A 24,987-nucleotide genomic window follows, 5' to 3' on the forward strand; every position below is an offset into this window, starting at 1 on the left:
CGAAAACGGCGCCCGAGGGCGCCGTTTTCAATGGCGGGGATCACTCGCCGCCGTTCTGTTTCTGCTGTGGAGCCGGTGCCGGCGGCGGACGCAGGCCGACCTCGGCGGTCAGGTTGACCTTCTGTCCGTTGCGCAGCACCACGATGCTGATCTTCTGTCCCGGACGGGTGCGCGCCACCTGGTTCATCGAGCGGCGGCCGTCGCTGGCTTCCTGCTTGTCGATGGTCAGGATCACGTCGCCCGGCAGCAGGCCGCCGCGCGCCGCCGGACCGTCGCGATAGACGCCGGCGACGACGATCCCGGCGGTTTCGCCGAGGCCCAGCGACTCCGCCAGTTCCGGGGTCAGCGCCTTGACCTCGACGCCGAGCCAGCCGCGGATCACCTGGCCGTGCTCGATGATCGACTGCATGACCTCCAGGGCCAGCTTGGTCGGGATGGCGAAGCCGATACCCTGGGAGCCGCCGGACTTGGAGAAGATCGCCGTGTTGATGCCGATCAGGTTGCCGGCAGCGTCCACCAGCGCGCCGCCGGAGTTACCGGGGTTGATCGCCGCGTCGGTCTGGATGAAGTCTTCGTAGGTGTTCAGGCCGAGCTGGTTGCGTCCGGTGGCGCTGATGATGCCCATGGTCACGGTCTGGCCGACGCCGAACGGGTTGCCGATGGCGAGGCAGACGTCGCCGGTGCGAATGCCGTCGGAGCGGCCGAGGGTCATCGCCGGCAGGTTCTTAAGGTCGATCTTCAGCACGGCCAGGTCGGTTTCCGGGTCGCTGCCGACCAACTGGGCGATGGTCTCGCGGCCGTCGCGCAAGGCCACGATGATCTGGTCGGCGCCAGCGGTCACGTGGTTGTTAGTCAGCAGGTAGCCTTCCGCGCTCATGATCACCGCCGAGCCGAGGCTCGATTCCATGCGCTTCTGTTGCGGCAGGTTGTCGCCGAAGAAGCGGCGGAACATCGGGTCGTCGAACAATGGGTGGGAGGGCTTGCTGACCATCTTGGTGGTGTACAGGTTGGCCACTGCCGGAGCCGCCCGGCTCACCGCATTGGCATAGGACACCGGGCCTTCCTGCAGACGGCTGAGCAGAGGCGCCTGCTCGACGTGCACCTCCTGGCGTGGCAGGCCGACCAGCTCGGGGTTGCGCTGGATGATCAGCAGGGCCAGCAGCACGCCGACCAGCACGGGCCAGCCGAGGAAACGCAGGGCCTTGGGCATCGGGACAATCCTTGGGGTTGCGAGGCCGAAAAGCGGCCGATAAGGTGGCGCCCATTATAGGGGGAAGCCGTCCATTAGAGGAGCGGCGCGCCCTGCCTGAATGAAGAGGAATTTGCATGGCTATCGCCCTGAGCACCCTGGTCGAAGAGGCCGACCGTTATCTGGATGCCGCGCGCATCCAGGACTACTGCCCGAACGGCCTGCAGGTCGAGGGCCGGCCGCAGGTGCGGCGGATCGTCAGCGGGGTCACTGCCAGCCAGGCGCTGCTGGATGCCGCCGTGGAGGCCGACGCCGACGTGGTGCTGGTGCATCACGGCTACTTCTGGAAGGGTGAGAATCCCTGCGTGGTCGGCATGAAGCAACGGCGCCTGAAGACCCTGCTGAACAACGATATCAGTCTGCTCGCTTACCACCTGCCGCTGGATCTGCATCCGGAGGTGGGCAACAACGTGCAGCTCGCCCGGCAGCTCGGCTTCGAAGTGGAAGGGCCGTTGGAGCCGGGCAACCCGCGTTCCATCGTCCTCCTCGGTTCGCTTGCCGAGCCGATGCAGCCTGCCGATTTCGCTCGGCATGTGCGCGATGCGCTGGGGCGCGAGCCGCTGCTGGTCGACGCCGGCCAGCCGATCCGACGCATCGCCTGGTGCACCGGCGGCGCCCAGGGTTATATCGACCAGGCGATCGCCGCCGGCGTCGATGCCTACCTGACCGGCGAGGTTTCCGAGCAGACCGTGCACAGCGCGCGGGAGAACGGCATCAGCTTCATCGCCGCCGGACACCACGCCACCGAGCGCTACGGGGTGCAGGCGCTGGGCGACTACCTGGGCAAGCGCTTCGCCATCGAGCACCTGTTCATCGACTGTCCTAATCCTGCCTGACGACGGAGCGGTGACGCACCCGGTCGACCTCCTTGCCCAGTTCCCAGACAGCCATCGCGTAGTGGGTGCTGTGGTTGTAGCGGGTGATCACGTAGAAGTTCGGCAAGCCGTACCAGTACTGGTAGTTCCTGCCCATGTCCAGGCGCAGCAGGCTGGCTTGCCGGTGCCCGCCGAGCGGACCCTGCGGGCGTAGTCCGGCGGAAGCGAGCACGTCCAGCGGGTACAGCGTCTTGAAGCCATCCTCCAGCGAGGGCGCCCGGCCGCTGGCGGGAACCGCCACGCGATCGCCGTTGATCCAGCCGTGCTGCTTGAAATAGTTGGCGACGCTGCCGATCGCGTCACGCGGATTCCACAGGTCGATATGCCCATCGCCGTCGAAGTCCACTGCGTACTTGGTGAATGAAGACGGCATGAACTGGCCGTAGCCCATGGCGCCGGCATAGGAACCGCGCAGGGCCAGCGGGTCGGTGCCTTCCTTGCGCGCCTGGAGGAGGAATTGTTCCAGCTCGCCGCTGAAGAACTCCGCGCGGCGAGGGTAGGAGAAGGACAGGGTGGACAGCGCATCGATGATCCGCGTCTTGCCCATCACCCGCCCCCAGCGGGTTTCCACGCCGATGATGCCGACGATGATCTCCGGCGGCACGCCGTAGACGCGCGATGCCCGTTGCAGGTCGGTTTCGTATTGGTCCCAGAACAGCACGCCGTTCTGTACGTTGCCTGGCGTGACGAACTTCTTCCGGTAGCGCAGCCAGGCGCCGTTCGGTCCGCTGGGTGGGGTATAGGTCGGGGCTTGCCGGTCCATCAGGCGGATCACCCAGTCCAGGCGCTGGGTCTGGGCGAACAGGTCGTGCAGTTGCTGGCGGTTGAAGCCGTGCTGGCTGACCATCCTGTCGATGAAGCGCTGTGCCGCCGGATTGTTCGCGTAATCGCCGCGCAGCGGCAGTATCGGTTGCACCGACTGGCGTACGGGGCGGGGGGAAATGACGGTGCGGGCCTGGGGTTTGGCGGCGGGTTTCGGTGGTGGCGTCGGTTCGCTGCTGCATGCTGAGACCAGAAGGAACAGGGGCAGGGCGAGGGCGGTACGGCGCATCTGGGGTCTTCTTGGCGGAATGACGATGCCCGCTATGCTAGCGCAGTGCCGCTGGCGTACAAGTCGAGCCGCCGAAAGGGGGGCGGACCGTCTGCTCACTGTCGCGGCGACGGCTTTGTCCGGTCCGGGACGATGCCGTCTCAGCTTTGTCCGCCCGGTCTGCGAAACGCCCCTGGAAAACCTCTCGACGCCAGTGTTTTCGCCGGCTGCGAGGCTGAGCGCTGATGGCTATATGGGTATATTTTTTCGGTATAAATGGCGAATCTTTTAGAGCCTTGCGCTGTGATAGAGTGCGCGTTCGTCTACGGCCCGACGGCCGTCCATAAGCAATTCCGTGAGTAGCCATGGTCGACAAACTGACGCACCTGAAACAGCTGGAGGCGGAAAGCATCCACATCATCCGCGAGGTGGCCGCCGAGTTCGATAACCCGGTGATGCTGTACTCGATCGGCAAGGATTCCGCGGTCATGCTGCACCTGGCCCGCAAGGCCTTCTTCCCCGGCAAGCTGCCCTTCCCGGTGATGCACGTGGACACCCGCTGGAAATTCCAGGAGATGTACAGGTTCCGTGATCGGATGGTCGAGGAAATGGGCCTGGACCTGATCACCCACGTCAACCCGGACGGCGTCGCCCAGGGCATCAACCCGTTCACCCACGGCAGCGCCAAGCACACCGACGTGATGAAGACCGAGGGACTCAAGCAGGCCCTGGACAAGTACGGTTTCGACGCTGCCTTCGGCGGTGCGCGCCGCGACGAGGAGAAGTCGCGGGCCAAGGAACGGGTCTATTCGTTCCGCGACAGCAAGCACCGCTGGGACCCGAAGAACCAGCGTCCCGAGCTGTGGAACATCTACAACGGCAAGGTGAAGAAGGGCGAGTCGATCCGCGTCTTCCCGCTGTCCAACTGGACCGAGCTGGACATCTGGCAATACATCTACCTGGAAGGCATCCCGATCGTCCCGCTGTACTTCGCCGCCGAGCGCGAGGTTATCGAGAAGAACGGCACGCTGATCATGATCGACGACGAGCGCATCCTCGAGCATCTCTCTGACGAAGAGAAAGCCCGCATCGAGAAGCGCATGGTGCGCTTCCGTACCCTCGGCTGCTACCCGCTCACCGGCGCGGTCGAGTCCAGCGCCACCACGCTGCCGGAAATCATCCAGGAAATGCTCCTGACGCGTACTTCCGAACGCCAGGGCCGGGTCATCGACCATGACCAGGCCGGTTCGATGGAAGAAAAGAAACGTCAGGGCTATTTCTGAGGGTACGCAGCATGTCTCATCAATCCGATCTGATCAGCGAGGACATCCTCGCCTACCTGGGGCAGCACGAACGCAAGGAACTGCTGCGCTTCCTTACCTGCGGCAACGTCGATGACGGCAAGAGCACCCTGATCGGGCGCCTGCTGCATGACTCCAAGATGATCTACGAGGATCACCTCGAGGCCATCACCCGCGACTCGAAGAAAGTCGGCACCACGGGCGACGACGTCGACCTGGCGCTGCTGGTCGACGGCCTGCAGGCCGAGCGTGAGCAGGGCATCACCATCGACGTGGCGTACCGCTACTTCAGCACCGCCAAGCGCAAGTTCATCATCGCCGACACGCCCGGTCATGAGCAGTACACCCGCAACATGGCCACCGGTGCCTCGACCTGCGACCTGGCGATCATCCTGATCGATGCCCGCTACGGCGTGCAGACCCAGACCCGCCGGCACAGTTTTATCGCGTCCCTGCTGGGCATCCGGCATATCGTGGTCGCCATCAACAAGATGGACCTGAAGGACTTCGACCAGGGTGTCTTCGAACAGATCAAGGCCGACTACCTGGCCTTTGCCGAGAAGATCGGTCTGAAGACCAGTTCGCTGCACTTCGTGCCGATGTCGGCGCTCAAGGGCGACAACGTGGTCAACAAGTCCGAGCGTTCGCCCTGGTACGCCGGCCAGTCGCTGATGGAAATCCTCGAAACCGTCGAGATCGCCGCCGACCGCAACCTCGATGACATGCGCTTCCCGGTGCAGTACGTGAACCGGCCGAACCTGAACTTCCGTGGTTTCGCCGGCACCCTGGCCAGCGGCGTAGTGCGCAAGGGCGACGAAGTGGTGGCGTTGCCGTCGGGCAAGGGCAGCAAGGTGAAATCCATCGTCACCTTCGAGGGCGAACTGGAGCAGGCCGGTCCCGGCCAGGCCGTCACCCTGACCCTGGAAGACGAGATCGACGTTTCCCGCGGCGACATGCTGGTGCATGCCGACAATCGCCCGCTGGTCACCGACGGCTTCGATGCCATGCTGGTGTGGATGGCCGAGGAGCCGATGCTTCCGGGCAAGAAGTACGATATCAAGCGCGCTACCAGCTATGTGCCGGGTTCGATTCCGAGCATCGTCCACAAGGTGGACGTGAATACCCTGGAGCGGACCCCGGGCAGCGAGCTGAAGCTGAACGAGATCGCCAGGGTCAAGGTCAGCCTGGACGCGCCCATCGCGCTCGATGGCTATGAGCAGAACCGCACCACCGGCGCCTTCATCGTCATCGATCGCCTGACCAACGGCACCGTTGGCGCCGGCATGATCGTCTCCGCTCCGCCGGCGGCCCATGGCAGCAGCGCGCATCACGGTTCGAATGCCCATGTGACGCGCGAGGAGCGTGCCGGCCGCTTCGGCCAGCAGCCGGCGACCGTACTGTTCAGCGGCCTCTCCGGCGCCGGCAAGAGCACCCTGGCCTACGCCGTGGAGCGCAAGCTGTTCGATATGGGCCGCGCGGTCTACGTGCTGGACGGGCAGAACCTGCGCCACGACCTGAACAAGGGGTTGCCGCAGGACCGCGCCGGGCGCACCGAGAACTGGCTGCGTACCGCCCATGTCGCCAAGCAGTTCAACGAGGCCGGGTTGATCAGCCTCTGCGCCTTCGTCGCGCCGAGCGCGGAAGGGCGCGAGCAGGCCAGGGCGCTGATCGGCGCCGAGCGCCTGATCACCGTCTATGTGCAGGCGTCGCCGCAGGTCTGCCGCGAGCGCGATCCCCAGGGGCTGTATGCGGCGGGCGAGGACAATATCCCCGGCGAGTCCTTCCCCTATGACGTGCCGCTGGATGCCGACCTGGTGATCGATACCCAGGCGCTGAGCGTCGAGGACGGCGTGAAGCAGGTGCTCGACCTGTTGCGCGAACGCCAGGCGATCTGATCGTCTCGCAGCCATGAAAAAGCCCCGCTGATGCGGGGCTTTTTCATGGGCGTCGGCAGGTTCGCGCAGCGCGTCAGTACTTGCCTTTCAGGCCGTAGGTGGCGTCGAGGGTGCCGGGGCTGTCCGGGCTCTTCGGCGCATAGTCCTTCGGCACTTCACCGGAGGCCGGCGGAGTCAGGCGCTCGCGGCGCTCGGCCGGGTAGGCCTCGTCGGCATGCAGCGCGGCCAGCAGGCGCTGGCGGGTCTGTTCGTCCAGGGCCAGACGCTGGGCGCCGTCGGAGAGGTGCTCCTGCACGTCCTGGTAGCTCTGGGTCAGCTTCTTCACGAGGCTGGCGGTGGTGTTGAAATGGGTCACGACTTCGCGCTGATAGCTGTCGAAGCGGTCCTGCAGGTCGTCCATCTGGCGTTGCACCTTGTTCGGCGCGGCGTTGGGCAGCAGGCGGGCGATCAGAAAACCGATGGCGACCCCGGCGACCAGGGCGAGGGCCGGCAGCAGCCAGGCGGTGAGCGACTGTTCCACGCGAATCCTTCCTCTATAGACGGCTTTGCTTTACGTTAACGGCTTGAGTCCGAGCTGTATACCACGGCACGCGAGTAAGTGCCTGTGTCGCTTGGAGTAATCTGCTAGACGAGTCGACCCGAGCCGGGGTCACGGAGTTCCTGTTTGTCTACCCGCGAAATCCCTGTATCCATCGATGGCCCCTGCGGGCCGCTGGAAGCCCTGCACCTCGATCTGCCCGATGCCCGCGGCATCGCCCTGGTTTGCCATCCGCACCCGCTGTTCGCCGGCACCATGCAGAACAAGGTGGTCGCCACTCTGCAACGCAGCGCCCGCGATGCCGGCCTGGCGACCCTGCGTTTCAACTTCCGTGGCGTTGGCCAGAGCGCCGGCAGCTATGGCGAGGGGATCGGCGAGATCGACGACGCCGAGGCCGCTGCGCGCTGGTTGCTGGCACGCCATCCGGGGCTGCCGCTGACACTGATGGGCTTTTCCTTCGGCTCCTGCGTTGCCGGCAATCTGGCGGGTCGCCTGGAGGCGGAGGGCGTCGGGCTGGCGCGGCTGTTCATGATCGCGCCGCCGGTGGAGCGCTTCGCGGTCAGCCTGCCTGCGCGCTGCCCGCTGACCGTGGTGCAGCCGGAGGACGACGACGTGGTCACGCCGGCCGCGGTATATGCCTGGAGCGAGTCCCTGGCACGACCGCACGAGCTGTTGCGGGTGGCAGAAAGCGGACATTTCTTCCATGGCAAGCTGATCGATCTGAAGGACCTGTTGCTGCCACGCCTGCAGGACTGACGTCGTCGCGCCGGCCCTGCTACCATCCGGCGCGCCATTCTTTTCTTTGCCTGACATCTGGTATCGCATGACTACTCGTATCCTGACCGGCATCACTCCTACCGGCACTCCGCACCTGGGCAACTACGCCGGCGCCATCCGCCCGGCGATCCTCGCCAGCCGTCGGAGCGACGTGGATTCGTTCTACTTCCTGGCGGACTACCACGCCTTGATCAAGTGCGACGATCCCGCTCGTATTCAGCGCTCGCGCCTGGAAATCGCCGCGACCTGGCTGGCCGGCGGCCTGGACGTCGAGCGTGCGACCTTCTACCGGCAGTCGGACATCCCCGAGATTCCCGAGCTGACCTGGTTGCTCACCTGCGTCAGTGCCAAGGGCCTGCTCAACCGCGCGCATGCCTATAAGGCCGCGGTGGACCGCAATGTCGAGGCCGGCGAAGACCCGGACGCCGGCGTGACCATGGGCCTCTACAGCTATCCGGTGCTGATGGCCGCGGACATCCTGATGTTCAACGCGCACAAGATCCCGGTCGGCCGCGACCAGGTGCAGCACGTGGAGATGGCCCGCGACATCGGCCAGCGTTTCAACCACCTGTTCGGCAACGGCCGCGAGTTCTTCGTCCTGCCCGAAGCGGTGATCGAGGAAAACGTCGCCACCCTGCCGGGCCTGGACGGGCGCAAGATGTCCAAGAGCTACGACAACACCATCCCGCTGTTCAGCCCGTCCAGGCAGCTCAAGGACGCCATCGCACGCATCGTCACCGACTCGCGCGCGCCGGGTGAGCCGAAGGACCCGGACAGTTCGCACCTGTTCCTTCTTTACTCGGCCTTCGCCAGCGCCGAACAGGTCGCCGCGTTCCGCCAGGAACTGCTCGACGGCCTGGCCTGGGGCGAAGCCAAGCAGCGCCTGTTCCAGTTGCTCGACAACGAACTGGGCGAGGCTCGCGAGCGTTACCAGGCGCTGATCGCCAAGCCCGACGATATCGAGGACATTCTCCTCGCCGGCGCCGCCAAGGCGCGCCGCATCGCCACCCCATTCATCGCCGAGTTGCGCGAGGCAGTCGGCCTGCGCTCCCTGCGCGAGCCGCTGAAAAGTACCGAGAGCGGCAAGAAGAAGGCCGCCAAGGCTGCGCGCCTGGTCAGCTTCCGCGACGACGACGGCAGCTTCCGCTTCCGCCTGCTGGACGCCGCCGGCGAACAGCTACTGCTGTCCCGCGCCTTCGCCGACGGCAAGGCCGCCGGTGCGGTGAGCAAGCGCCTGCTGGCTGGCGAGACTGCTGACCTGCGGGCTGAGGGCAATGCCTTTGGCCTGTGGCTGGATGGCGAGGCGGTGGCGCAGAGCCCGGCCTTCGCCGACGCCGCCGCCCGTGACGCCGCCATCGAGCGCACCCGCGAAGCGCTGGCGCCGCAGGAGTAGGCAGCCCCGGTGCATCCTCGACGGATGGCCGATTGCCAAGAGACGGGGTCGTCGCTAAAGTGACGGCCCCGTTTTCGTTGCATTGCTACCGATCATGACGCCCCTCGAGCGCTACCAGGCCGATCTCCAACGCCCCGATTTCTTCCACGATGCCGCACAGGCGAATGCCGTGAAGCATCTGCAACGCCTCTACGATGACCTGGTCGCCGCCGACCACGCCAAGCCCGGCCTGTTCGGCAAGCTGCTCGGCAGGAAGTCCGGCGGGCCGGTGAAGGGCCTGTATTTCTGGGGCGGCGTCGGCCGTGGCAAGACCTACCTGGTGGACACTTTCTTCGAGTCGCTGCCGTTCGAGCAGAAGGTGCGCACGCACTTCCACCGCTTCATGAAGCGGGTGCACGAAGAGCTGAAGACCCTCAAGGGCGAGAAGAACCCGCTGACCATCATCGGCAAGCGCTTCGCCGACGAGGCGCGGGTGATCTGCTTCGACGAGTTCTTCGTCTCCGACATCACCGATGCGATGATCCTCGCCACCCTGCTGGAAGAGCTGTTCAAGAACGGCGTGAGCCTGGTGGCGACCTCCAACATCGTGCCGGACGGCCTGTACAAGGACGGCCTGCAACGCGCCCGTTTCCTGCCGGCGATCGCCCTGCTCAAGGAGCATACCGAGATCGTCAACGTCGATAGCGGCGTCGACTATCGCCTGCGCGCGCTGGAGCAGGCCGAGCTGTTCCACTGGCCGCTCAGCGAACAGGTCGAGGAGGAGATGGCGCGCAGCTTCAAGGCCCTGACCCCGGACTGCGCCAAGGCCCAGCGCGACGAGGCGCTGATGATCGAGAACCGCGAGATCCGCGCGCGCCTGACCTGCGACGACGTGGCCTGGTTCGAATTCCGTGAGCTGTGCGACGGCCCGCGCAGCCAGAACGACTACATCGAGCTGGCGAAGATTTTCCACGCCGTGCTGATCTCCAACGTCGAGCAGATGGGCGTCACCAAGGACGACATGGCGCGGCGTTTCATCAACCTGGTGGATGAGTTCTACGACCGCAGCGTCAAGCTGATCATCTCCGCCGAGGTCGAGCTAAAGGATCTCTACAGCGGCGGCCGGCTGGAGTTCGAATTCCAGCGCACCCTCAGTCGTCTGCTGGAAATGCAGTCCCACGAATACCTCACGCGTCCGCACCGGCCCTGATCCGGGGCGGAAACGAGAAAGGGGTTGCCGATGGCAACCCCTTTTTTCATGGACGCGCGGCGTTTCAGCGCTGCGCGGTGTTCTGCTCGAAGCCGGCGAGGAGCTTCTTCGCATGGGCCACTTCGAGGGCTTCCATGGCGTTGATCGGCTTGATCGCCACGGCCTGCTTCAGTTGGGCGATGGCCTTCTCCCGCTCGTCGTCGCCGTATACGTAGGTCAGCGCGTTGGCGTACTCGTAGTGGCCGATCGGCAGGTCGTTGGCCTGGCGGAAGGAGCGGGCGAAGTACTGTTCCATCTTGTCGGCGCTGACCCCGTAGGTCATCTTGCCGACCAGCTTGCCGACCTTGCGGATCACTCCCGCCTCGTAGCCGCCGTAGAGCGCCAGGGCGAACGGCTGGTTGGGTTGCCTGGCCAGGAGGGCGTCCAGTTCCTTGGGGATTTCGCTGGTATAGCCGCGCTTGAGCACTACCGGTACCGATAGCTCCTCGGCCAGGCGCGCCTTGGCGTAGACGCTGCCGAACTGGGCGACGATATCGGCTTTGACCAGCGGGCCGGCCTGTTCGGTGTAGTCGATGACCTCTTCGAGCAGGCGCTGTTTCTCCGCCTGGTCGGGAGCCAGGAACATGGCGTAGAGCACCTGGGCGAACATCGCCGGTACCTGGCCGCCGACTCCCAGGGCCAGTCCCTGCTCCTTGGCCTTGGCGTAGTCGCCGCGGAACAGCAGGCGCCAGACATCCTGCAGGCGCGCCGCATATTGCGCGGCCTCTTCCGGCTTGCCGGTGAAGCCGGTGCCGGCCTTCACGGTCTTTTCCAGGGCATCCGGATGGGCGGTCGCCATGTTCACCACCCAGTCGGCGTCCGGATAGGGATAGTCGCCGAAGCCGCGGGTCAGGCGCGGCCAGGCTTCCTTCAACTTGTCGCCTGGATAGTCATAGGCGCTCTGGTCGTAGGGGAAGGCTTTCCAGTTGTCGGCGGCCATAGCATTCATACCGAAGAGGGCCAGGAAGGCGAGCAGATAAAGGCGCATGGCAAAGGTCCGTTCTTGTCGTTGTTCGGAACGCCCGCGTCTGCGGCGGGCCTGCGGGTTCATGAGAACCCGCGAAGGCCGACCTGGCTACCTATCCTAGGTTCTGTAGGGAAAGCGCCGGCGCCGATGCCGTTCGGGCAGGCCCGGCGATGTCCGGCTCAGCTTTCCTTCTGCATGAACTGGCGACGGTAATGGTGGGGAGAGAGTTCGGTGTGCTGGCGGAACAGGCGGGCGAAGAAGCTGGCGTCGTCGTAGCCGACCTCGTAGCTGATCGTCTTGATGCTCTTGCGCGTGCTCGAGAGCATGCCCTTGGCGGTCTCGATCCGCAGTCGCTGCAGGTAGTGCAGCGGCTTGTCGCCGGTAGCGGCCTGGAAGCGCCGCATGAAGTTGCGGATGCTCATGCCGTGGTCGCGGGCGACGTCCTCGAAACGGAACTTGTCGGCGAAGTGGTCTTCCAGCCATTGCTGGATCTGCAGGATCGTCGGGTCATGGTGCAGCTTCTGTCCGCCGAAGCCGATACGCCCTGGGGTGTAGCTGCGCTGTACTTCGTAGAGGGTATCCCGGGCCACCGCCTGGGCCACCGATCCGCCGCAGAAACGCTCGATCAGATAGATGTAGAGGTCGCAGGCGGAGGTGACGCCGCTGGCGCAGAACAGGTCGTCGGCATCGGTCAGGTGCTTCTCCTGGTTGAGCAGCACGTTCGGGAAGCGTTCGGCGAATTCCCGATAGAAGCGCCAGTAGGTGGTCGCTTCCTTGCCATCCAGCAGGCCTGCCTGGGCCAGCCAGAAGACCCCGGTCGCCTCGCCGCAGAGGGCGGTTCCCTCGGCATGGCTGCGGCGCAACCAGGGAACGATTTGCGGATAGCGCCGTTCGAGCGCGTCGAAGTCGCCCCAGAAGGCGGGCAGGACCACGATATCGCAGGCGGCGAGGGGACCGTCGACGGCGATGCTGTCGCCGCTGAAGCTGCGTACCGGCTGGCCGTCGGGGCTGAGGATGCGGGTGCGGAAGGCCGGCTGGAGACCGAGGCCCTGCTGCTTGCCGTGGCGCAGGCTGGCCATGTGGAAGAAGTCCTTGGCCTGCATCAGGGTCGAGGCGAAGACGCCGTCGATGGCGACGATGCCGACATGTTTCAGCACCGGAGCGGATTGAGCGCGCATGGATTTTTATCGTTGTTGTGAGTAAGGGAAAGCGGTCAAAAGGCGGCTGGATCGTCTTATTTTTTGGCGCAACTGTCCAGTGCGTCGGTCGGGGCATTTCCCTACAGTCGAAGACCTGCCGCGTGCAGCCAACCCGATCCCAGACCGTTTCCAGGTGACCACGATGATACCGAGAACCCTGTTCAGCTCCGACCACGAACTGTTTCGCGACAGCGTGCGCAAGTTCCTCGAACAGGAAGCCGTGCCTTTCCATCACCAATGGGAAAAGGATGGGCATGTCGACCGCGCGCTCTGGAACAAGGCCGGCGAGGCCGGAATGCTCTGTTCGCACCTGCCGGAAGAGTATGGCGGGATGGGCGCGGACTTCCTCTACAGCGCCGTGGTCATCGAAGAGATCGGTCGGGCCGGCCTGACCGGGATCGGTTTCTCCCTGCATTCGGACATCGCTGCGCCCTACATCCTCCACTACGGCAGCGAGGCGCTGAAGCGCAAGTACCTGCCGAAGCTGGTATCCGGCGAGATGGTCGCGGCCATCGCCATGACCGAGCCGGGGGCCGGTTCCGACCTGCAAGGGGTGAAGACCACGGCGGTACTGGATGGCGACGAGTACGTCATCAATGGCTCGAAGACCTTCATCACCAACGGCTTCCTCGCCGACCTGGTGATCGTGGTGGCGAAGACCGATCCGAAGGCTGGCGCCAAGGGCATAAGCCTGTTCGTGGTCGAGGCGGGTACGCCGGGCTTCAGCAAGGGCAAGCGCCTGGAGAAGGTCGGGATGAAGGCCCAGGACACCTCCGAGCTGTTCTTCCAGGATGTGCGGATTCCCCGGGAGAACCTGCTCGGCAAGGACGGCCAGGGATTCATCTACCTGATGCAGGAGCTGCCGCAGGAGCGCCTGACCGTCGGTATCGGCGCGCTGGCGTCGGCCGAGGCGGCCCTGCAATGGACGCTCGACTACACTCGCGAGCGCAAGGCGTTCGGCAAGTCGGTGGCGGACTTCCAGAATACCCGCTTCAAGCTTGCCGAGATGGCTACCGAGATCCAGGTCGGCCGGGTCTTCGTCGATCGCTGCATGGAGCTGCATCTCCAGGGCAAGCTGGACGTACCCACCGCCGCCATGTGCAAGTACTGGACGACAGACCTGCAATGCAAGGTGCTCGACGAATGCGTGCAGTTGCACGGCGGCTACGGCTTCATGTGGGAATATCCGGTGGCGCGGGCCTGGGCCGATGCCCGGGTACAGCGGATCTACGCCGGTACCAACGAGATCATGAAGGAGATCATCGCGCGGGCCCTGTGAGGCGCTCCTGGCCACCGGGAGGGGCGAACGAGCGCATCGCGCGGTTGTCCGCCGAACCCGCGGCAGCGCCAGGCCCCTGGAGCCTCAGGGAGCCGGGTTCGGTTGCTCCCGGTGGATCGCATCGATACCGGCGAGCACCTCCTCGTCCAGCCTCAGGTCGACGCTGCCGAGATTGGTTTCCAGCTGTTCCAGCGAGGTCGCGCCGATGATGTTGCTGGTCACGAACGGCCGCGAAGTGACGTAGGCCAGTGCCATCTGCGCCGGTTCCAGTCCATGTTCGCGGGCCAGCGCCACGTAGCGCGCGCAGGCCGCTTCCGCCTGCGGGTTGGTGTAGCGGGTGAAGCGACTGTAGAGACTGATGCGCGCGTTGGCCGGGCGGGCGCCGTCCGCGTACTTGCCGGAAAGCATGCCGAAGGCCATCGGCGAGTAGGCCAACAGGCCGCACTGCTCGCGGATGGCGATTTCCGCCAGGCCCACCTCGAAGCTGCGGTTGAGCAGGTTGTAGGGGTTCTGGATCGATACCGCGCGCGGCCAGCCGCGCTCCTCGGCGAGCCTGAGGAAGGTCATGGTGCCCCAGGGTGTCTCGTTGGACAGGCCGATGTGGCGGATCTTGCCGGCGCGCACCTGCTCGTCGAGCACTTCCAGGGTTTCCTCCAGCGGTGTGAAGCTCTCTTCCTGGTGCTGGTAGCCGAGCTGGCCGAAGAAGTTGGTCCGCCGCTCCGGCCAGTGCAACTGGTAGAGGTCCAGCCAGTCTGTCTGCAGGCGCTCCAGGCTGGCATCGAGGGCGGCGACGATGTGCTGGCGGTTGAACTTGAGGTTGCCGTCGCGCACATGGCTGATGCCGTTGCCGGGGCCGGCGATCTTGCTGGCGAGGATCCAGTCGGCGCGGTCGCCGCTGCGGCGGAACCAGTTGCCGATGATGCGCTCGGTGCTGGCGTAGGTCTCGGCGCGGGGCGGCACCGGATACATTTCGGCGGTATCCATGAAATTGATCCCGGCGGCCTTGGCCCTGGCGATCTGGGCGAAGGCGTCCTGCTCGCTGTTCTGCTCGCCCCAGGTCATGGTGCCGAGGCAGAGGGCGCTGACTTTCAGATCGGTGCGGCCGAGCGGGCGATACTCCATGCGGGTGTCCTCGTGAAATTAAGTGGTTAATGCGGTTGTAAATTCTGGCGAAATCTGCATAATTCCGCAGCCTTTCATCGGTGGGGGATGCCAAGCCTGCCGATCGATGTATCTAGTCGTTACGGACGCACACCGACCCGAGCCCCAATTCGTGTCTGTTTTCGGCTGTCCTTGACTTGTCAAGGCAACCACTGTCCAGTAAGATTCGCCGTCTTATTTTCAGGCGGCCCCTGAGGCTATAACGAATGAAAACCTATACCGCGAAACCGGAAACTGTACAGCGCGACTGGTTCGTCGTCGACGCTGCCGGCCAGACCCTGGGTCGTCTGGCGACCGAAATTGCCCGCCGCCTGCGTGGCAAGCACAAGCCTGAGTACACTCCGCACGTTGACACCGGCGACTACATCGTCGTCATCAACGCCGAGCAGGTGCGTGTGACCGGTGCCAAGACCACCGACAAGATGTACTACCACCACTCCGGCTTCCCGGGCGGCATCAAGTCGATCAACTTCGAGAAGCTGATCGCCAAGGCCCCTGAGCGCGTCATCGAGACCGCTGTAAAAGGCATGCTGCCGAAGAACCCTCTGGGTCGCGATATGTATCGCAAGCTGAAGGTGTACAAGGGTGCCAGCCACCCGCACACCGCTCAGCAGCCCCAAGAACTGAAGATTTAACGGGATAGCTCATTATGTCGGCGACTCAAAATTACGGCACTGGCCGTCGTAAGACCGCTACCGCTCGCGTCTTCCTGCGTCCGGGTACTGGCAAGATTTCCATCAACAACCGTGGTCTCGATCAGTTCTTCGGTCGTGAAACCGCTCGCATGGTCGTGCGTCAGCCGCTCGAGCTGACCGAGACCGTCGAGAAGTTCGACATCTTCGTTACCGTCGTTGGCGGTGGCGTAAGCGGTCAGGCCGGTGCGATCCGTCACGGCATCACCCGTGCCCTGATCGAGTACGACGAAACCCTGCGTAGCTCGCTGCGCAAGGCCGGCTACGTGACTCGCGATGCCCGTGAAGTCGAGCGTAAGAAAGTCGGTCTGCGTAAAGCGCGTAAGCGTCCGCAGTACTCCAAGCGTTAATTCGACGCTTGCTGAAAAACGCCCACCTCTTCGGAGCTGGGCGTTTTTTTATGTCTACGCTTTAACTCTGCGGCAAGGTGTCGCATGGCCGAAGGGCGCGCCCTACAAGGGTTTCGGGCGTTTTGTGTCAGGCTATTACCTTGTCATCAAAGGGGGTTTTCTTTACCATTTGGCGAATTTTTTGCGCGGCTCGAATTTTTACTTAAAGGCCTGATTAGAACAGGTCTGAAGCTGATGGGAGACGACTGAATGAGTAATGACGGCGTGAATGCAGGCCGGCGTCGCTTCCTCGTCGCGGCCACCTCTGTGGTTGGCGCGGCGGGAGCGGTGGGTGCTGCGGTCCCGTTCGTAGGGTCATGGTTCCCCAGTGCCAAAGCCAAGGCTGCTGGCGCGCCGGTGCAGGTGAACGTGGGCAAGATCGATCCAGGTCAGCAGATCATCGCTGAATGGCGCGGCAAGCCTGTATTCATCGTGCACCGCACGAAGGAGATGCTGGACGCCCTGCCGAGCCTCGAAGGACAACTGGCCGACCCGGACTCCAAGGCCTCGGAGCAGCCGGAGTACGTCGATCCCAAGCTTCGCTCGATCAAGCCGGAACTGGCGGTGATCGTCGGCATCTGCACCCACCTGGGCTGCTCGCCGACCTTCCGTCCCGAAGTCGCCCCCGCCGACCTCGGTCCGGACTGGAAGGGCGGCTACTTCTGCCCTTGCCACGGCTCCCACTACGACCTCGCCGGTCGTGTCTACAAAGGCCAGCCAGCGCCGCTGAACCTGCCGATTCCGCCTTATACGTTCGATGCTGACGACGTCATCACCATCGGCGTGGACCAGGAGAAAGCCTGATGAACAAGTTCATGGCTTGGGTCGATGCGCGTTTTCCCGCGACCAAGATGTGGGAAGACCATCTGAGCAAGTACTACGCACCGAAGAACTTCAACTTCTGGTATTTCTTCGGTTCCCTGGCGCTGCTGGTGCTGGTCAACCAGATCCTCACCGGCATCTGGCTGACCATGAGCTTCACGCCGTCGGCCGAAGAGGCGTTCGCTTCCGTCGAATACATCATGCGCGATGTCGACTACGGCTGGATCATTCGCTACATGCACTCCACCGGTGCATCGGCGTTCTTCATCGTGGTCTACCTGCACATGTTCCGCGGCCTGCTCTACGGCTCCTATCAGAAGCCGCGCGAGCTGGTGTGGATCTTCGGCATGCTGATCTACCTGGCGCTGATGGCCGAGGCCTTCATGGGCTACCTGCTGCCTTGGGGTCAGATGTCCTACTGGGGCGCCCAGGTGATCATTTCCCTGTTCGGCGCGATTCCGGTGGTCGGCGAAGACCTGGCCCAGTGGATCCGCGGTGACTTCCTGATCTCCGGCATCACCCTGAACCGCTTCTTCGCCCTGCATGTGATCGCCCTGCCGATCGTCCTGCTCGGCCTGGTCGTGCTGCACATCCTGGCGCTGCACGAAGTCGGTTCGAACAACCCGGACGGCGTTGACATCAAGAAGAAGAAGGACGAGAACGGCGTACCGCTGGACGGCATCGCGTTCCATCCGTACTACACCGTGAAGGATATCGTCGGTGTGGTGGTGTTCCTGTTCATCTTCTGCACCGTGATCTTCTTCTTCCCGGAAATGGGCGGCTACTTCCTCGAGAAGCCCAACTTCGAGATGGCCAACCAGTTCAAGACCCCCGAGCACATCGCTCCGGTCTGGTACTTCACCCCGTTCTACGCGATCCTCCGCGCGGTTCCGGACAAGCTGATGGGTGTGGTGGCGATGGGTGCGGCGATCGCCGTGCTGTTCGTCCTGCCGTGGCTGGATCGCAGCCCGGTTCGCTCGATCCGCTACAAGGGCTGGCTGAGCAAGCTGTGGCTGGTGATCTTCGCGGTGTCCTTCGTGATCCTCGGCTACTACGGCGCCCAGGCTCCGAGCCCGCTGGGTACTACCCTGTCGCGCGTTTGCACCGTCCTGTATTTCGCCTTCTTCATCCTGATGCCGTTCTACACCCGGATGGAGAAGACCAAACCGGTTCCGGAAAGGGTGACTGGCTGATGAAAAAGCAATTCGCTGCACTGATTCTGGCGATACTGCCAGTCCTGGGTTTCGCCGCTGGCGGCCATGGGCCGCAACTGGATCATGTCGACATCGACCTGACCGACAAGGCGGCCATGCAGGATGGCGCGCGTACCTTCGCCAACTACTGCATGGGCTGCCATAGCGCCAAGTTCCAGCGTTACGAGCGTGTCGCCACCGACCTGGGCATTCCTACCGATCTGATGATGGAGAAGCTGGTGTTCACCGGCGCCAAGATCGGCGACCACATGGACATCGGCATGAAGCCGGCCGACGCCAAGACCTGGTTCGGCGCCGCTCCGCCGGACCTGACCCTGGTTGCCCGCGTACGCGGCACCGACTGGCTGTACAGCTACCTGCGCTCGTTCTACGAGGATCCCAAGCGTCCGTGGGGCGTGAACAACGTGATCTTCCCCAACGTCGGCATGCCGAACGTCCTGGCGCCCCTGCAGGGACGCCAGGTGATCGGCTGCAAGCAGGTACAGGTGGTCGAGGATGGCAAGAAGCAGTTCGATCCGTTGACCGGTACCCCGCTGACTCACGAAGCTTGTGACCAGTTGACCGTGGTGCCGAAGACCGGCGAGCTGAACGAAGCCCAGTTCGACGAGAAGGTCAAGAACCTGGTGACCTTCCTGGCCTATTCGGCCAACCCGAACAAGCTGGCCTCCGAGCGTATCGGTACCTACGTCCTGCTCTACCTGGCCTTCTTCTTCGTATTCGCCTATCTCCTCAAGCGCGAGTACTGGAAGGACGTGCACTAACCCGCACGTTGGTCTTCGAAGCGCGCGCCCTACGGGGCGCGCGCGTCTTTTCACCTCCCACAAGTCGACCTGCGAGGAGGGCTCCATGGCTTCAATCAACAAGCTGACCTGCTATTCCGACCCTGCCGATCATTACTGCCATCGCATCCGCCTGGTCCTGGCTGAGAAGAACGTGGCGGTAGAGGTGATCGATATCGAGGCGGGCCGCTGTCCGCCGATGCTGGCGGAGGTCAACCCCTACGGCAGCGTACCGACCCTGGTCGATCGCGACCTGGCGCTGTACGAGCCGACGGTGGTCATGGAATACCTCGATGAACGCTATCCGCATCCGCCGCTGCTGCCCGATTATCCGGTGAAGCGTGCCAACAGCCGCCTGTTGATCCATCGTATCCAGCGGGACTGGTGTTCCCTGGTGGACCGGATCCTGGATGCGCGCAGCAAGGAGGCCGAGCGGGTCCAGGCGCGCAAGGAGTTGCGCGAGAGCCTGACCGGGGTTTCCCCGCTGTTCGCCGACAAGGCATATTTCCTCAGCGAGGATTTCAGCCTGGTGGATTGCTGCCTGTTGCCGATCCTCTGGCGTCTGCCGCTGCTGGGCATCGAGTTGCCGCGGCAGGCCAAGCCGTTGCTCGACTATATGGAGCGCGGATTCGCCCGGGAAAGCTTCCGGGCCAGCCTGTCTTCCGTTGAACGAGATATGCGTTAAGGAACATGAAGATGAATTCCAGCCGTCCCTATCTGGTCCGCGCGCTCTATGAATGGATCGTCGACAACGATTGCACGCCGCATATCCTGGTGAACGCAGAGTTCGCCGGGGTAAAGGTGCCTCCGGGCTATGCCAGCGATGGGCAGATCGTGCTCAATGTCTCGCCCTCTGCCGTGCGGCATCTGCACATGGACAACGAGGCGGTCAGCTTCGAGGGGCGTTTCGGCGGCGTGGCGCAGAGCCTGTACATTCCAGCGCTGGCGGTAATGGCCATCTACGCCCGGGAAAACGGCCAGGGCATGGTCTTCGATCTGGAGCAGCCGGGTCCGGTGGACGACGAGCCGGGCGATGACGATGGCGGACCGTCCGATGAGCCGCCGCGTCCCAGTGGCAGGCCATCCCTGAAGGTGGTCAAGTAAACGGCGAGCAATGAAAAAGGCGATCGAAGGATCGCCTTTTTTTCGTTCGCTGTTCTTCAGTTTATGTATTCGAACAGCTTGACGATCTTCTGCACCCCGTCGACGCCCTGGGCGACGCGGACAGCCTGGGCGGCTTCCTGCTGGTTGACCAGGCCCATCATGTAGACGATGCCGTTCTCGGTGACCACCTTGATCCGCGACGAGGGCACGTTGGGATCGCTGAGCATCTGGGTCTTCAGCTTGGTGGTGATCCAGGCGTCGTTGTTGCGGGCGAGCAGGGAGGAGGGCGAGGTCACCTGCAGTTCGTTATGCACGTTCTTGACCTTCTGCACCGTGCGTGCGGCCTGCTCGGCCTTGCTCTTGAGGTCGGCGCGCGGGGTCTGGCCGGCGATCAGCACGATGCCGTTGTAGCTGACCACGACGATGTGAGAGTCCTTGTCCAGGGCCGGATCGGCCTTGGCGATGTTCACCGCGGCCTTGGTCTCGATCAGCGAGTCGTCGATCTTGCTGCCGATGGTTCGGGTCCCGCGATCGTCGTCGATCGGTTTGTCCCGGGTGGCGCTGAGGAAACTGCTGCAGCCTCCCAGGGCCAGGCTCAGGGCCAGGGTGGCGGCGACGAAGGCGGTACGGCTCATTCTTCACTCCCGAACAGTTGGCGGTCGATCAGGTCGCAGAGGCAGTGGATGGCCAGCAGGTGGACTTCCTGGATGCGTGCGGTGATCTTGGAAGGAACGCGAATCTCCACGTCTTCCGGCAGCAGCAGCGAAGCCATGCCGCCACCGTCGCGGCCGGTCAGGGCGACCACCAGCATCTCGCGGTCGTGGGCAGCCTGGATGGCCTGGATCACGTTGGCCGAATTGCCGCTGGTGGAAATCGCCAGCAGGACGTCGCCCGGCTGGCCCAGGGCGCGAATCTGCTTGGAGAAGACTTCGTTGTAGCTGTAGTCGTTGGCGATCGAGGTGATGGTCGAGCTGTCGGTGGTCAGGGCCACGGCCGGCAGGCTCGGACGTTCGCGCTCGAAGCGGTTGAGCAGTTCGGAGGAGAAGTGCTGGGCATCGCCGGCCGAGCCGCCATTGCCGCAGGAGAGGATCTTGCCCTCGTTGAGCAGCGCATTGACCATCACCAGGCTGGCTTGCTCGATATAGGGAGGCAGTACTTCCAGCGCCTGCTGCTTGGTCTCGATGCTGGCCTGGAAGAGCTGGCGGATACGGTGTTGCATGTCCATCGGTAATGACCTTCGGTGGGGCGGCTGATCAGGCGTCGAATGCGTTCTGAATCCAGTCCAGTCGCGGTGGTGATTGTCCGTCGCTGGTATCGACGGTGACCACATCGAAGCGACAGGGGCGTTTGGCCCAGCGCGCCTCCTGTTGCAGAAAAAGTTCGGCGGAGAGAATCAGGCGTTGCCGCTTGCGCGCGTCGATGCTCTCCAGGGCTCCGCCCCAGGCGCGATGCCGGCGGGAGCGGACTTCGACGAATACTACTGTATCGCCGTCGAGCATGACCAGATCGAGCTCTCCGCGGCGACAGGTCCAATTCTTGCCAAGTGTGGCAAGGCCCTGTCGCCGTAGATGGGCGCAGGCCAGTTCCTCGGCCTGGCGCCCCTTGTCCCGGGAGCTTTCCCTATCGCTCAAAAGCTGGTGGTCCCCAGCGGCTGGACCTGGCCATTGCGGAATTCGGCCCATTGCAACTGGCGTTCGATGCGCTGGGTCGGATTCAGGCTCAGGGTACCGGTCAGGCCGTCGATCTGCAGGCTCGGCACGGCCTTCAGTTCAGGCAGACGCGGAGCGAGGCGGTAGGCGTCGACGCCCATGGCGTAGAGGCGGCCCATGCTGCCGTTGGCCTGGGGCCATTGGGCGGCGACCTGCTGGCGGGTCGGGTCGCTGGGGTTGAGCAGCCACGGGGTCTCGCAGAAGCGGATGCCGTTGAGGTCCTGGTCCTGGGTCGGGTTGTTGGTCCCGGTGTAGAGGTGCGAAGTGGCGTAGACCGGAAGGTCGCCGGCGTACTGGAAGGCCAGGGTCGGCTTGATCTGGCGGGCCTGCTGCGGGGTGGCGGCGAGGAACACGAAGTCGATGTCCTGGCGGCGCGACGGCTGGGTGGCGATCTGGCTGCCGAGGGCGCCCTGCAGGCGCTGGGCGCGGCCTTCGCTCTGGCGCAGTTGCAGCAGGTCGGCGATCTGTTGCGCCAGTTGTACCGGCTGGTCGACATGCTCGGCGGCGATCAGGCTGCCGCCCGCGGACTGCCAGCTCTGGCTGAAGGCGGCCAGCACGCGGTCGCCCCATTCGCCGCGCGGCACCAGCGCCACGGCCCGGCGCATGCCGTCGCCCCAGGCCCGGCTGGCCACCGCGCGCGCTTCGTCCTCGGCGGCGAGGCCGAACTGGAACAGCTGCGCCGGGCCTTCCTGGCTGTTGTCGCTGTAGTTGAGTGCGAGGGTGGTGATCGGTAGTTGCTCGCGGCTGGCGAGTTGCTTGACCAGCGGCTTCTCCAGTGGACCGACGACCAGTTCGACGCCATCGGCCTGGGCCTGGCGGTAGAAGTCATCTAGCGAGCGCACCTGGGTACTGTCGTAGAGTTTGATCGAAGGAGGGTTCTGGCCGGCCTGCTGGGCCTGGAAGTGGGCGGCGAGGAAGCCGTCCTGCAGGGCCCGGGCGACGTTGGCCAACTGCCCCTGCTGGGGTAGCAGGAGGGCGATGCGGGTCAGCGGCTGCTGGGACAGCGTCTTGAGTTTCTCCAGCGCCGCCGGCAAGTGCTTGGCCGCCGGGTGCTCGGGGTTCTGCTGTTGCCAGCTCTCGATGCTGGCCTGCTGTTGCTGCAGGGTCGGCGAGGTCTTGGTGATGCGTGCCAGGGCCAGCCAGCCACTGAGGTCGCCTTCGTTGGCGCTCGGTTGCAACTGGTCGACCGGCAGGCTGCTGACCAGGGTCCAGATCTTTTCCTGGTTCTCGATCACCGCCGGGCCCTCGAGCAGCGGGGCGAAGTAGATGCGCTCCTTGGCTGCGGCAAGGACCTGGCCGTCGGCGGCGAGGGCCTGGGCCTTGGCGCGCTGGGTACGAACCTGCTGGGTCACCGGCAGCTCGCTGAGATGCTGCATGCTCGGATGCTGCAATGCCTGCAGGGCGGCCTTGGGCTTGCTGCGGGCGAGGGCCAGTTCGGCGTTCAGGGTGCTGGCGAAGACCTGCTGGGCCGGCTTCAGGCTTTCCAGCGGGATCTGTCCCAGGATGGCGGTGGACCTGGCGAGGTCCTTCTGCTGGTAGGCAAGGTCCGCTGCCGAGAGGCGCAGCAGCGCCGCTTCCTCGGGCTTGCTCTGGCTGGCCTGTTGCAACAACTGCTCGATGCTGGCATTCGGCGTACGGGGAAGTTCGCCCAGTCCGGAATTGGACGAGGTCGCGCAGGCGGTCAGCAGACCGGCCAGGATCAGAGCAGAAAGCGGACGCAGGCAAGCGATCATATAGGGCTTCTCATGGCGCATTCACGAAGAGTCGCCGATTGTACCGGAGGCCCGCCTCGGGTGCGATGGCGGCACCCTGAATCGCGATACAATGCCGCCTTTTCAGATAGCTCCCGAGGTATTTTCGTGTCAGCAGGCACTCTGTTCGTAGTGGCGACCCCGATCGGCAATCTCGACGACATCACCCCGCGCGCCCTGCGGGTGCTGCGGGAGGTGGCCCTGGTGGCTGCGGAGGATACCCGCCATTCGATCCGGCTGTTCCAGCACTTCGGCATCGAGACGCCATTGGCGGCCTGCCACGAGCACAACGAACGCGAGGAGGGCGGGCGCTTCATCTCCCGGCTGCAGGGGGGGGAGGACGTCGCGCTGATCTCGGACGCCGGTACCCCGCTGATTTCCGATCCCGGCTTCCACCTGGTGCGCCAGGCACAGGCGCTGGGTATCCGGGTGGTCCCGGTGCCGGGCTCCTGCGCGCTGATCGCGGCGCTGTCGGCGGCGGGATTGCCGTCGGACCGGTTCATCTTCGAAGGTTTCCTGCCCGCCAAGGCTGCGGGACGACGCAGCCGCCTCCAGGCGGTACAGGAAGAGCCACGCACGCTGATTTTCTACGAGGCGCCCCATCGTCTGCTGGAAAGCCTGGCGGACATGCGCGACGTGTTCGGCGGGGAGCGCCGTGCGGTGCTGGCGCGGGAGCTGAGCAAGACCTTCGAGACCATTCGCAGCCTGCCGTTGGCCGAACTGCACGATTGGGTCGCGTCGGACAGCAACCAGCAGCGCGGCGAGTGCGTTGTGCTGGTGGCGGGGTGGCAGGCGCCGGAAGGCGAGGAGTCGATCGGTGCAGAGGCGCTCAGGGTGCTCGACCTGCTGCTTGCCGAGCTGCCGTTGAAGAAAGCCGCGGCGCTGGCGGCGGAAATCACCGGGGTGCGAAAAAACCTTTTGTATCAACAGGCTTTGCAGCGCCAAGGGAAGAGTTGAGCTTGTTCTTCGCGCCTGCTCCCGCTAACCTTGTCGGCGGAGAGTCGATTGGACAGTCGCTGTCGCGCAATAGCGCGGTGGAGGAAAGTCCGGGCTCCATAGGGCAGAGTGCCAGGTAACGCCTGGGAGGCGCGAGCCTACGGAAAGTGCCACAGAAAATAACCGCCTAAGCGCAACAGCGCCGGTAAGGGTGAAAAGGTGCGGTAAGAGCGCACCGCACGGCTGGCAACAGTGCGTGGCTAGGTAAACCCCACTCGGAGCAAGACCAAATAGGAATCCATTGGCGCGGCCCGCGTTGGATTCGGGTAGGTCGCTTGAGGCGTACAGTGATGTGCGTCCCAGAGGAATGGCTGTCCTCGACAGAACCCGGCTTATAGATCGACTCTCCCACTTCTTCCCACTCTCTTCGCTTTTTCCCGGTTTTATCCGTCCGTCGCAAAAGCGAAAAGCCGCAACTCTTGATAAATCACTTTAAGTTCGAAGGCTAAGACTTTGGACTTATTGTGTTTTGTCATCTCTTTTACTTCTAAAAGCGCTCCGCAACCTTCCAAAAGCACGCTAAATCTCCGTCCTGTAAGGATTTTTCACTTCTGACGCGCCTTGACGGTGGGGAGTGTGGATTTCTATAGTGTGCAGAAGTGGTATGAAGTGGGTAAAAGTGGGATCAATTGGCATGGA

Annotated in this window: 25 protein-coding genes and 1 other RNA gene; 16 read left to right on the plus strand and 10 right to left on the minus strand. The window is 64.0% G+C overall.

Annotated features, from left to right (window positions below; translation table 11 throughout):
* Window positions 1-40 precede the first annotated feature (40 nt).
* Window positions 41-1,210 (minus strand): Do family serine endopeptidase AlgW, encoded by a 1,170-nt coding sequence (algW, locus tag AC4OR5_RS07160; protein WP_003094320.1) that lies wholly within the window; start codon window positions 1,208-1,210, stop codon window positions 41-43.
* 116 nt (window positions 1,211-1,326) lie between these two features.
* On the opposite strand from algW, the gene AC4OR5_RS07165 reads away from it, so the two are divergent.
* The gene (locus tag AC4OR5_RS07165; RefSeq protein ID WP_003094318.1) at window positions 1,327-2,085 is read left to right on the plus strand and encodes a Nif3-like dinuclear metal center hexameric protein; all 759 of its coding nucleotides are present in this window, start codon (window positions 1,327-1,329) and stop codon (window positions 2,083-2,085) included.
* Here the strand turns inward: AC4OR5_RS07165 and mltB are convergent.
* Window positions 2,072-3,175 (minus strand): lytic murein transglycosylase B, encoded by a 1,104-nt coding sequence (gene mltB / locus AC4OR5_RS07170; RefSeq protein ID WP_058161107.1) that lies wholly within the window; start codon window positions 3,173-3,175, stop codon window positions 2,072-2,074. The genes AC4OR5_RS07165 and mltB overlap by 14 nt on opposite strands.
* 344 nt (window positions 3,176-3,519) lie before the next feature.
* On the opposite strand from mltB, the gene cysD reads away from it, so the two are divergent.
* Both cysD and cysN read left to right on the plus strand, forming a co-directional pair.
* Window positions 3,520-4,437 (plus strand): sulfate adenylyltransferase subunit CysD, encoded by a 918-nt coding sequence (gene cysD / locus AC4OR5_RS07175; protein WP_003094311.1) that lies wholly within the window; start codon window positions 3,520-3,522, stop codon window positions 4,435-4,437.
* 11 nt (window positions 4,438-4,448) lie between these two features.
* Window positions 4,449-6,350 (plus strand): sulfate adenylyltransferase subunit CysN, encoded by a 1,902-nt coding sequence (cysN, locus tag AC4OR5_RS07180; RefSeq protein ID WP_003110029.1) that lies wholly within the window; start codon window positions 4,449-4,451, stop codon window positions 6,348-6,350.
* 73 nt (window positions 6,351-6,423) lie between these two features.
* On the opposite strand, the gene AC4OR5_RS07185 is transcribed toward cysN, so the two are convergent.
* Complete coding sequence (locus AC4OR5_RS07185; RefSeq protein WP_003094304.1) at window positions 6,424-6,870, minus strand: Z-ring associated ZapG family protein; 447 nt, start codon at window positions 6,868-6,870, stop codon at window positions 6,424-6,426.
* A 144-nt stretch (window positions 6,871-7,014) separates the two neighbouring features.
* Between AC4OR5_RS07185 and AC4OR5_RS07190 the strand changes: the two genes are divergently transcribed.
* The 3 genes from AC4OR5_RS07190 (at window position 7,015) to zapE (ending at window position 10,247) form a co-directional block, all read left to right on the plus strand.
* A complete protein-coding gene (locus tag AC4OR5_RS07190; protein ID WP_003094302.1) occupies window positions 7,015-7,644 on the plus strand; it encodes an alpha/beta hydrolase in 630 nt (209 codons plus the stop codon).
* A gap of 67 nt (window positions 7,645-7,711) precedes the next feature.
* Window positions 7,712-9,058, plus strand: a complete 1,347-nt coding sequence (locus tag AC4OR5_RS07195) for a tryptophan--tRNA ligase (RefSeq protein WP_003094300.1) — start codon at window positions 7,712-7,714, stop codon at window positions 9,056-9,058.
* A 94-nt stretch (window positions 9,059-9,152) separates the two neighbouring features.
* Window positions 9,153-10,247 carry a cell division protein ZapE gene (gene zapE, locus AC4OR5_RS07200; protein WP_003094297.1) on the plus strand — a complete coding sequence of 365 codons (1,095 nt, stop codon included), beginning with the start codon at window positions 9,153-9,155 and terminating at the stop codon, window positions 10,245-10,247.
* A gap of 64 nt (window positions 10,248-10,311) precedes the next feature.
* On the opposite strand, the gene AC4OR5_RS07205 is transcribed toward zapE, so the two are convergent.
* Together AC4OR5_RS07205 and AC4OR5_RS07210 are read right to left on the minus strand one after the other, a co-directional pair.
* A complete protein-coding gene (locus tag AC4OR5_RS07205) occupies window positions 10,312-11,274 on the minus strand; it encodes a hypothetical protein (protein WP_003110032.1) in 963 nt (320 codons plus the stop codon).
* A 158-nt stretch (window positions 11,275-11,432) separates the two neighbouring features.
* Complete coding sequence (locus AC4OR5_RS07210) at window positions 11,433-12,332, minus strand: GlxA family transcriptional regulator (RefSeq protein ID WP_003120906.1); 900 nt, start codon at window positions 12,330-12,332, stop codon at window positions 11,433-11,435.
* Between the two features lie 253 nt (window positions 12,333-12,585).
* Here AC4OR5_RS07210 and AC4OR5_RS07215 point away from each other — a divergent pair, with 253 nt between their 5' ends.
* Window positions 12,586-13,731, plus strand: a complete 1,146-nt coding sequence (locus AC4OR5_RS07215; protein ID WP_003134747.1) for an acyl-CoA dehydrogenase family protein — start codon at window positions 12,586-12,588, stop codon at window positions 13,729-13,731.
* A gap of 84 nt (window positions 13,732-13,815) precedes the next feature.
* On the opposite strand, the gene AC4OR5_RS07220 is transcribed toward AC4OR5_RS07215, so the two are convergent.
* Entirely contained in the window at window positions 13,816-14,853 is a 1,038-nt protein-coding gene (locus tag AC4OR5_RS07220) for an NADP(H)-dependent aldo-keto reductase (protein ID WP_003094166.1), read from the minus strand.
* A gap of 245 nt (window positions 14,854-15,098) precedes the next feature.
* Between AC4OR5_RS07220 and rplM the strand changes: the two genes are divergently transcribed.
* From rplM to AC4OR5_RS07255, 7 genes are all read left to right on the plus strand, one after another.
* The gene (gene rplM / locus AC4OR5_RS07225; protein WP_003094164.1) at window positions 15,099-15,527 is read left to right on the plus strand and encodes a 50S ribosomal protein L13; all 429 of its coding nucleotides are present in this window, start codon (window positions 15,099-15,101) and stop codon (window positions 15,525-15,527) included.
* Window positions 15,528-15,541: 14 nt separating this feature from the next.
* A complete protein-coding gene (rpsI, locus tag AC4OR5_RS07230; protein ID WP_003098810.1) occupies window positions 15,542-15,934 on the plus strand; it encodes a 30S ribosomal protein S9 in 393 nt (130 codons plus the stop codon).
* Between the two features lie 249 nt (window positions 15,935-16,183).
* Complete coding sequence (petA, locus tag AC4OR5_RS07235; RefSeq protein WP_003100631.1) at window positions 16,184-16,777, plus strand: ubiquinol-cytochrome c reductase iron-sulfur subunit; 594 nt, start codon at window positions 16,184-16,186, stop codon at window positions 16,775-16,777.
* Window positions 16,777-17,988 (plus strand): cytochrome b, encoded by a 1,212-nt coding sequence (locus AC4OR5_RS07240; protein WP_003094159.1) that lies wholly within the window; start codon window positions 16,777-16,779, stop codon window positions 17,986-17,988. The genes petA and AC4OR5_RS07240 overlap by 1 nt, the downstream gene beginning before the upstream one ends.
* A complete protein-coding gene (locus AC4OR5_RS07245) occupies window positions 17,988-18,770 on the plus strand; it encodes a cytochrome c1 (RefSeq protein ID WP_058161109.1) in 783 nt (260 codons plus the stop codon). Before AC4OR5_RS07240 ends, AC4OR5_RS07245 begins: the two co-directional genes overlap by 1 nt.
* Before the next feature lie 85 nt (window positions 18,771-18,855).
* A complete protein-coding gene (locus AC4OR5_RS07250) occupies window positions 18,856-19,473 on the plus strand; it encodes a glutathione S-transferase N-terminal domain-containing protein (RefSeq protein WP_003094155.1) in 618 nt (205 codons plus the stop codon).
* Window positions 19,474-19,484: 11 nt separating this feature from the next.
* A complete protein-coding gene (locus tag AC4OR5_RS07255; RefSeq protein WP_003094153.1) occupies window positions 19,485-19,892 on the plus strand; it encodes a ClpXP protease specificity-enhancing factor in 408 nt (135 codons plus the stop codon).
* A gap of 56 nt (window positions 19,893-19,948) precedes the next feature.
* Here the strand turns inward: AC4OR5_RS07255 and AC4OR5_RS07260 are convergent, their stop codons facing one another.
* Genes AC4OR5_RS07260 through AC4OR5_RS07275 form a run of 4 tightly spaced genes read right to left on the minus strand, consistent with a single transcriptional unit; the run spans window position 19,949 to window position 23,334 of the window.
* Window positions 19,949-20,527 carry a BON domain-containing protein gene (locus AC4OR5_RS07260; protein WP_003094151.1) on the minus strand — a complete coding sequence of 193 codons (579 nt, stop codon included), beginning with the start codon at window positions 20,525-20,527 and terminating at the stop codon, window positions 19,949-19,951.
* Entirely contained in the window at window positions 20,524-21,117 is a 594-nt protein-coding gene (locus tag AC4OR5_RS07265; protein WP_003094149.1) for a phosphoheptose isomerase, read from the minus strand. Before AC4OR5_RS07265 ends, AC4OR5_RS07260 begins: the two co-directional genes overlap by 4 nt.
* Before the next feature lie 28 nt (window positions 21,118-21,145).
* Window positions 21,146-21,523, minus strand: a complete 378-nt coding sequence (locus AC4OR5_RS07270) for a YraN family protein (protein WP_031627741.1) — start codon at window positions 21,521-21,523, stop codon at window positions 21,146-21,148.
* Window positions 21,520-23,334 carry a penicillin-binding protein activator gene (locus tag AC4OR5_RS07275; protein WP_009315940.1) on the minus strand — a complete coding sequence of 605 codons (1,815 nt, stop codon included), beginning with the start codon at window positions 23,332-23,334 and terminating at the stop codon, window positions 21,520-21,522. Before AC4OR5_RS07275 ends, AC4OR5_RS07270 begins: the two co-directional genes overlap by 4 nt.
* 126 nt (window positions 23,335-23,460) lie before the next feature.
* Here AC4OR5_RS07275 and rsmI point away from each other — a divergent pair, with 126 nt between their 5' ends.
* Both rsmI and rnpB read left to right on the plus strand, forming a co-directional pair.
* The gene (gene rsmI / locus AC4OR5_RS07280) at window positions 23,461-24,309 is read left to right on the plus strand and encodes a 16S rRNA (cytidine(1402)-2'-O)-methyltransferase (protein ID WP_003134739.1); all 849 of its coding nucleotides are present in this window, start codon (window positions 23,461-23,463) and stop codon (window positions 24,307-24,309) included.
* A gap of 40 nt (window positions 24,310-24,349) precedes the next feature.
* An RNA gene (gene rnpB / locus AC4OR5_RS07285) (RNase P RNA component class A) lies at window positions 24,350-24,699 on the plus strand.
* Window positions 24,700-24,987 lie beyond the last annotated feature (288 nt).

Source organism: Pseudomonas sp. YA1, assembly GCF_058680555.1.